This window comes from Pasteurella bettyae CCUG 2042, assembly GCF_000262245.1.
GTDB lineage: Bacteria > Pseudomonadota > Gammaproteobacteria > Enterobacterales > Pasteurellaceae > Basfia > Basfia bettyae.
Genome location: NZ_AJSX01000020.1, coordinates 1 through 5,149, shown reverse-complemented (window position 1 = coordinate 5,149; position 5,149 = coordinate 1). Strand labels below are relative to the sequence as shown.

Genomic DNA, 5,149 nt, shown 5'->3' with positions numbered 1-5,149 from the left:
TGAAAGTCGAAAGTCGAAAGTCGAAAGTCGAAAGTCGAAAGTCGAAAGTCGAAAGTCGAAAGTCGAAAGTCGAAAGTCGAAAGTGTAAGTGTGATTGACTCATACAAATTCCTTAGGGTTATAAAATAAATTGAATTTAATAATAAAAACAAATGTTATGAATGATAAGGATTCGTATTTATATGTCAATCAACATTTTCATATTTTATGATTTAAATCACTTTTTATTAAATTTTAACCGCCTGATAATATTCTAATGGTTTCTAAAATGTTTTTAGAGCGGGTAATCGCAGAAATGACTGCCACCCCATCTGCACCTAGTTGTCTTATTTCGGGTGCGGATAATTCAGTAATTCCACCGATAGCAACACAAGGCCTATTAATTTGGTGCTCTCGAATTTGATGAAAAATTTCCATACCAAGCACAGGACTGTGATCTAATTTAGATTGTGTAGAGAAAATAGGACCAATACCAAAATAATCGATATTAGGATTATTTTGATTCGCTAAAGCTTGTGCTAAATTATTTATTGATAATCCAATAATCGGTTTTATTTTAGTTTTTAGCAGAATATCGTTGATTCCCATATCTGTTTGCCCTACATGAATACCATCAGCCTGTAGAGATAAAGCCAAGTCAATATCATCATTAATAATGAAAGGAACGTTAAATTCTTTACATAGCTTTTGGCATTCAATGGCAAGTTGACGTTTTGCTGCGGGATCATTTTCTAAAGAGTTCTTTCCTTTTTCACGGAATTGAAAGCAACTAATTCCGCCCATTAGTGCTTGTTTTAAAATATGAAGTAAATTTTCACCAGTATTGTTAGATAAATGGCAACAATCTTGTGAGCCAGCAATAAAATACACGGAAAGCATTGATTTCACTTTATTCATCACGATATGCCCAATGATTTGTTGGTCCATGTCCATGGCCAATGTTTAATGGATGGCTAATTGCCTCAGTAATAAATAACTTGGCTGTATGTATCGCTTGTGGAACAGTATAGCCTTTAGCTATTTCTGCGGTAATGCAAGCTGAAAATGTACAGCCTGTACCATGAGTATGAACGGTCTGATAACGAGGGGAAGAGAGTGTAAAATCTTCATCTGAAGTGAAAATCCAATCTTTACATACCGCACTTTTCGCATCATCTAAATGACCACCTTTGATAATAACCGTTTCAACACCTAAATTTTGTATAATTTCAGCAGCTTTTTTAATATCTGTTTCATTATGGATTTTAATCCCAGTAAGTGCTTCTGCTTCAGGAATATTAGGGGTTATGATATCTGCTTGAGGAATCATTAAATTTTTTAATGCACTGACCGCACTTTGTGGTAGTAAGCTAGCTCCACCTTTAGCAATCATCACGGGATCTAACACAATTTTACCAAAAGAATATTGACGTAAACCTTCAGCAACACATTCAATGCGATTAACATCTCCCAACATTCCAATTTTAACCGCTCTAATATCAAAGTCTTCAGCTATAGCTTTAAGTTGAGATTGAATTGTATCAATAGGAATAAGATGGATATCGTAAACGCCCAGCGTATTTTGTGCCGTCACCGAAGTGATGACAGACGTCCCAAAAACATTTCGCATTTGAAAAGTTTTTAAATCAGCTTGAATACCTGCACCACCGCCGCTATCGGAACCCGCAATGGTTAAGGTTTGTATTATTGGATTCATCATATGTTTTTACTTCTTGTTGATATTGCTAACACGTTGTACTTGAGCAGAGGTAATCGCACCTAATTGATTAATAAAATTAACCGCGAAGCTTCCATATTCTGTTGGTAGTAAGCCTTGCATTGCCAATTCTCCTGCAACCGCATAAGTTGCACAGGCTTCGACACAAGCAGAAAAATATGAATCCTTTTCAGCAACCCCAAGAAATGCGGCAATTACAGCACCGAGTAAACAACCAGAACCTGTGACTTTAGGAAGCATAGATGAGCCATTATGAATGGAGCAGAGTAGTGAACCATCAGAAATCACATCAGTTTCACCACTTATTGCCACAATACATTGATATTTTTGAGCCACGGTTTTAGCAATAATATTTAAATCTGCATCATTACCCGCCGCATCAACACCTTTCCCTTGCCAGCAACCTTCCGCTAAAAAAGCGATTTCCGCAGCGTTTCCACGTATAACCGTCACTTTGATCTGGCTGAGTAATTGATGTGTAACCTGTTGACGAAATTTCGTCGCACCCACACCAACAGGATCGAATACCACAGGAATACCTAATTGATTTGCTGCTTTTCCTGCAATCAACATTGCTTCAATATCTGCGGGGTGAATCGTGCCAATATTTATTAATACACCTTGCGCAAAATCTTGAATTTCTGCTACTTCTTTAGGCATTGTTGACATAAAAGGCGAGGCACCTAAAGCTAATAAGCCATTAGCGGAAAAATTGGTGACAACAATATTAGTAATACAATGAACTAATGGATTTTTTTGGCGAATCAGTTCTAAATAATGAGTTTGCATAGCAATTCCTTTTTGTAAAAAATGAAATTAACCAGCAATAAGACGAAAGGGAATAAAAGTACAAAAGATCTTTTATCAATAAACGAGAGTATTTTAGTTTTACTTGAATCTTTTACAATTAGTTTCCTACGCCAGTATTAGCTGTATCAGGTTCACGGGTGTTATCTCAGCTACTGAAACGTAGCACCCCGACTAATGTAATAACAAGTGTAATACCGTTCAAAATTTAACACAAAATTTGTTTTATAAAATTGTGAGTGAGATCACTAAAATGGAAAGGGAATCGAAGTAAAAGTGCGGTCTAAAAATTAAAAATTTTTTCTACAAAATCTAGAATTTTCATAAAATATTTTTTTACTATTTTCACCTAAAATTCATATATGGCGTAGAACTCTTGTCCAGATAACATATTGATATTATTAAATAAAAATGGAATTAATAGCTTTTCATTGTTCACCTCTTACTTTATGCACTGTTTTATTGTTAAATTCAATTTGTTCTGTTTTTGAACCAATACCCCCAAAGTTTTTCTAAAAATTAATAATATTTTTTATTATCCCCAAGGTTGTGCATCTGGTTTGCTGTGTTTAGCTCGCCATTTAATACATTCTGGCTCGTTCCATACATACTTTTCTTCGCATACGGGACCTTGTTCCAAATACCATCCTTTTTTTTCCATACATAAATTAACTTTAAGTTTATCACTTTCACCTAATACAGGATCCATTCCACAAGCTCGCATATCAACATCTCTTTGAGTGAAAAAGTCAAACTTCCCAATCCAAGCTCCAGTATTGGGGTCATAAAATGACTTTCCTGTATACCATATATAGTATGGTTTAGGTGGCTTAAACCCACCAAATGAACAACTAACCAAAAACGCAATACTAAAAATCATACAAAGTACTATCATAAAATTTATCCTATTATTTATTGTTTGAATTTCTGTTTAAATCATAAATTGTTCGTTCTTTATTCATAATTAGGTCTTTTTCATCTTTACGATAACCATCCGTTACACATTGTTTTTGTCCTAGACCATGACAATTATGCACCGATGAATCATCTCCAAACATATCAATCGTTCGTTTTATTATCCCTCTATTCTGATAATTATCATTCATTGTTGATGGATTTCCTCCTAATAGAAATGGTAAGCTACCTACGGGATCTAATTGATGATTTTCAATACGAATAGCCCCCTCTTTATTAGCCTCGTTTCTTAAGGAACCTGTTTGTAGCTGACTTAAGGAATTATCGGTATTAGTCACATTAGCTGCGGACCCCACCATTTTCACTTTTGTACCTGAGAGTAATTTAGCCTCACGATTTTCTTGAGTATTTAGTGAGTTTATGGCATTAGCCACTGTTAAGGTGCCTCGACTGTGTGAGCCAATAAACAGATTATCTTTACCATATTTGGTCATAATCTGTTTGGCTTGTAAGCTGGAATTATCCATTCCCAGTAAGTTACCAAAAGAGGTTTCAAATATCTTTTCATAACCAGCCACGAGTAATTCAGAAGATTTATTTTTTGCCTCTGGATGATGTACAAAATAAATATCTTTATGGATACGAGTATTTATTTTTCCTGATTCACTTTCTTTAGCCACATAGTTTTGCCACGCAAATTTCGCCGCTGCGTTTTCATCGTTAAAAATGCCATTAAATGCCACTACATACCTTGTTTCCGATTTACCAGTGAGCGGATCTTTATAGGTTACTTTTTGCAGGTGATTCCGTTCTTGATCGGAAACTTCTCTTAATTGATAAATATTGCGACCTTTACCTAATTCGCTAGCTCTATATTTATGAATTTCTTGTTCATACACCTCTTGAGTAATTTCTCCTTTTCTTAATTTTTCATCAGCTACTTTTTTAGCTTCATTATTAAGTTTGTTATTGAGATTTTCATCTATTATGGGATTTCCCTTTTCATCAATCTTGGCGGTCATCATTCTATGTTCGGCTATAAACATTGTTCGATAAGCCTCATCGGTTAACCCTGCCATATTTGAAAAGAATTGTCGTTTAATTGCTGAATCTGTTTCCGTTTCTTTTTGCAGAGATTGATAATCAGGTTTGTCTAAATGATGGGTTTGTTCTGTTGTTGATTTTGTAATACGGTTAATATTTTCCTGCCCCTCCGAATCCTGAATAGTGAATCGCCCGTTACTAATCACAGATGAAGTTGTACTGGAAGCATTTTCAGATTTCTTCGTATTACTCAATAAATTAACCGCTCCAATTTTTGATATAGCGTAAAAATCGGCACTATGTACGTCATTCTCACCTAAACCGAATTGAATTGGGCTACGATTGGCTTGATTTGGGTTGGACTGCTCAAAGGTTTCGCCGTTTCTTTCTCTGTTTATACGGTCATACTTTTCTTTGTCTTCCTTAGATGTTTGGTCCCTACCGACAGAGAATCCCATATCAAAACCTGTTTAACTGGCTTTAGCATTTGCATGATTTTTAATATCGGTAAAGCTGAATGTGCGTGCCGATAATGCATTTTTATCTGATTCTGCGGAGGAGAGAATAGCGCCCCCTGTAAGCTGTACCTTGTCTTTAATATCTACATCGTAACCGCCATCACCCGCAAAAATTCCCGCCTGTGTTTTCACACTAGCATAATCTGAG

5 protein-coding genes, 1 pseudogene and 1 riboswitch are annotated in these 5,149 nt (G+C 35.5%); all 6 genes and pseudogenes read right to left on the bottom strand.

Features of this window, described 5'->3' with window-relative positions; translation table 11 throughout:
• Positions 1-234: 234 nt before the first annotated feature.
• A complete protein-coding gene (thiE, locus tag HMPREF1052_RS04155; protein WP_005759954.1) occupies positions 235-897 on the bottom strand; it encodes a thiamine phosphate synthase in 663 nt (220 codons plus the stop codon).
• Complete coding sequence (gene thiD, locus HMPREF1052_RS04150) at positions 890-1,696, bottom strand: bifunctional hydroxymethylpyrimidine kinase/phosphomethylpyrimidine kinase (RefSeq protein ID WP_040596272.1); 807 nt, start codon at positions 1,694-1,696, stop codon at positions 890-892. The genes thiE and thiD overlap by 8 nt, the downstream gene beginning before the upstream one ends.
• 9 nt (positions 1,697-1,705) lie before the next feature.
• Positions 1,706-2,506 carry a hydroxyethylthiazole kinase gene (thiM, locus tag HMPREF1052_RS04145; protein WP_005759960.1) on the bottom strand — a complete coding sequence of 267 codons (801 nt, stop codon included), beginning with the start codon at positions 2,504-2,506 and terminating at the stop codon, positions 1,706-1,708.
• 106 nt (positions 2,507-2,612) lie between these two features.
• Positions 2,613-2,707, bottom strand: a riboswitch (TPP riboswitch).
• Positions 2,708-3,059: 352 nt separating this feature from the next.
• Entirely contained in the window at positions 3,060-3,419 is a 360-nt protein-coding gene (locus tag HMPREF1052_RS04140) for a hypothetical protein (protein WP_040596270.1), read from the bottom strand.
• A 13-nt stretch (positions 3,420-3,432) separates the two neighbouring features.
• Positions 3,433-4,941 (bottom strand): hypothetical protein, encoded by a 1,509-nt coding sequence (locus tag HMPREF1052_RS11480; RefSeq protein WP_005759956.1) that lies wholly within the window; start codon positions 4,939-4,941, stop codon positions 3,433-3,435.
• A 12-nt stretch (positions 4,942-4,953) separates the two neighbouring features.
• A pseudogene (locus HMPREF1052_RS11330) lies at positions 4,954-5,149 on the bottom strand (hypothetical protein); the annotation flags it as partial.

What these genes read in the sequence shown, in the direction of transcription:
- HMPREF1052_RS04140 (WP_040596270.1), bottom strand. Translation starts at nt 3,419, where the DNA reads ATGATAGTACTTTGTATGATTTTTAGTATTGCGTTTTTGGTTAGTTGT.
- HMPREF1052_RS11480 (WP_005759956.1), bottom strand. Translation starts at nt 4,941, where the DNA reads ATGGGATTCTCTGTCGGTAGGGACCAAACATCTAAGGAAGACAAAGAA.
- thiD (WP_040596272.1), bottom strand. Translation starts at nt 1,696, where the DNA reads ATGAATCCAATAATACAAACCTTAACCATTGCGGGTTCCGATAGCGGC.
- thiE (WP_005759954.1), bottom strand. Translation starts at nt 897, where the DNA reads ATGAATAAAGTGAAATCAATGCTTTCCGTGTATTTTATTGCTGGCTCA.
- thiM (WP_005759960.1), bottom strand. Translation starts at nt 2,506, where the DNA reads ATGCAAACTCATTATTTAGAACTGATTCGCCAAAAAAATCCATTAGTT.